General features: G+C 48.7%; 10 tRNA genes and 2 rRNA genes. All 12 read left to right on the top strand.

From position 1 onward, the window contains the following. Positions 1–10: 10 nt before the first annotated feature. Positions 11–126, top strand: a 5S ribosomal RNA gene (rrf, locus tag MUN34_RS15835). Between the two features lie 72 nt (positions 127–198). Further along, a tRNA-Asp gene (locus tag MUN34_RS15830) sits at positions 199–274 on the top strand. A gap of 27 nt (positions 275–301) precedes the next feature. Next, positions 302–377, top strand: a tRNA-Phe gene (locus tag MUN34_RS15825). Positions 378–385: 8 nt separating this feature from the next. Next, a tRNA-Thr gene (locus MUN34_RS15820) sits at positions 386–461 on the top strand. Positions 462–471: 10 nt separating this feature from the next. Continuing rightward, a tRNA-His gene (locus tag MUN34_RS15815) sits at positions 472–547 on the top strand. Positions 548–572: 25 nt separating this feature from the next. Then, positions 573–648, top strand: a tRNA-Lys gene (locus MUN34_RS15810). A gap of 9 nt (positions 649–657) precedes the next feature. Beyond that, a tRNA-Leu gene (locus MUN34_RS15805) sits at positions 658–741 on the top strand. Between the two features lie 11 nt (positions 742–752). Continuing rightward, a tRNA-Gly gene (locus MUN34_RS15800) sits at positions 753–827 on the top strand. 36 nt (positions 828–863) lie between these two features. Further along, positions 864–946: transfer RNA gene (locus tag MUN34_RS15795), tRNA-Leu, on the top strand. Between the two features lie 8 nt (positions 947–954). Continuing rightward, positions 955–1,028, top strand: a tRNA-Arg gene (locus tag MUN34_RS15790). 5 nt (positions 1,029–1,033) lie between these two features. After that, positions 1,034–1,110: transfer RNA gene (locus tag MUN34_RS15785), tRNA-Pro, on the top strand. Between the two features lie 126 nt (positions 1,111–1,236). Next, positions 1,237–1,298 (top strand): 16S ribosomal RNA (locus MUN34_RS15780); the annotation flags it as partial.

Raw genomic sequence — 1,298 nt, 5'->3', positions numbered from 1 at the left:
GAGCCCGTCGTCTGGTGACGATAGCCAAGTGGTCACACCCGTTCCCATGCCGAACACGGAAGTTAAGCACTTGAACGCCGAAAGTAGTTGGGGGCTTCCCCCTGTGAGGATAGGACGTTGCCAGGCATACTTTTTTAATAAAGTATTTGACAATTTTGACTGATTGATATAGTATTATAGAAGTCGTCAAGTTACCACGGTCCTGTGGTGTAGCGGTTAACATGCCTGCCTGTCACGCAGGAGATCGCGGGTTCGAATCCCGTCAGGACCGCCATTTTTATTTACCGAAAACTTTTAGTATGGCTTTGTAGCTCAGTCGGTAGAGCAGAGGACTGAAAATCCTCGTGTCGGCGGTTCGATTCCGTCCAAAGCCACCATTACACCTGCCGGTGTAGCTCAGCTGGTAGAGCAACTGACTTGTAATCAGTAGGTCGCGGGTTCGACTCCTGTTGCCGGCACCATCTTAATATGGCGGTTGTGGCGAAGTGGTTAACGCACCGGATTGTGATTCCGGCATTCGTGGGTTCAATTCCCATCAGTCGCCCCATTTTATTTTTAACTTCATACTATTTGTGTCATTAGCTCAGTTGGTAGAGCATCTGACTTTTAATCAGAGGGTCGCAGGTTCGAATCCTGCATGACACACCATTTTTTTATGCGGGTGTGGCGGAATTGGTAGACGCGCTAGATTTAGGATCTAGTGTCTTTGACGTGGGGGTTCAAGTCCCTTCACCCGTACCATTTATATTTATGCGGAAGTAGTTCAGTGGTAGAATACGACCTTGCCAAGGTCGGGGTCGCGGGTTCGAATCCCGTCTTCCGCTCCAATTTTTTCATCTAAGAAACATCAAATAGCATAATTTGCGGTCGTGGCGGAATGGTAGACGCGCTAGGTTGAGGGCCTAGTGGTGGCAACACTGTGGAGGTTCAAGTCCTCTCGACCGCACTTATTATGCACCCTTAGCTCAGCTGGATAGAGTACTTGACTACGAATCAAGGGGTCGGGAGTTCGAATCTCTCAGGGTGCACTTTTCGGGAAGTAGCTCAGCTTGGTAGAGCACTTGGTTTGGGACCAAGGGGTCGCAGGTTCGAATCCTGTCTTCCCGACCATTATTTTTCATATCGGACTTTGAAAACTGAACGATGAGGCAAAAAACGTATCTTCGGATATAAACAATGAATGAAGCGCAAGCTTCGTCAACGTGACTTCGGTCACACAACGAGCAAGTCAAACACTTTATGGAGAGTTTGATCCTGGCTCAGGACGAACGCTGGCGGCGTGCCTAATACATGCAAGT

Source organism: Exiguobacterium sp. 17-1, assembly GCF_023096305.1.
In the GTDB taxonomy this organism is placed as follows: domain Bacteria; phylum Bacillota; class Bacilli; order Exiguobacteriales; family Exiguobacteriaceae; genus Exiguobacterium_A; species Exiguobacterium_A sibiricum_A.
The sequence above is the reverse complement of the archived record's forward strand: the minus strand, read 5'-3'. Positions and strand labels throughout refer to the sequence as shown.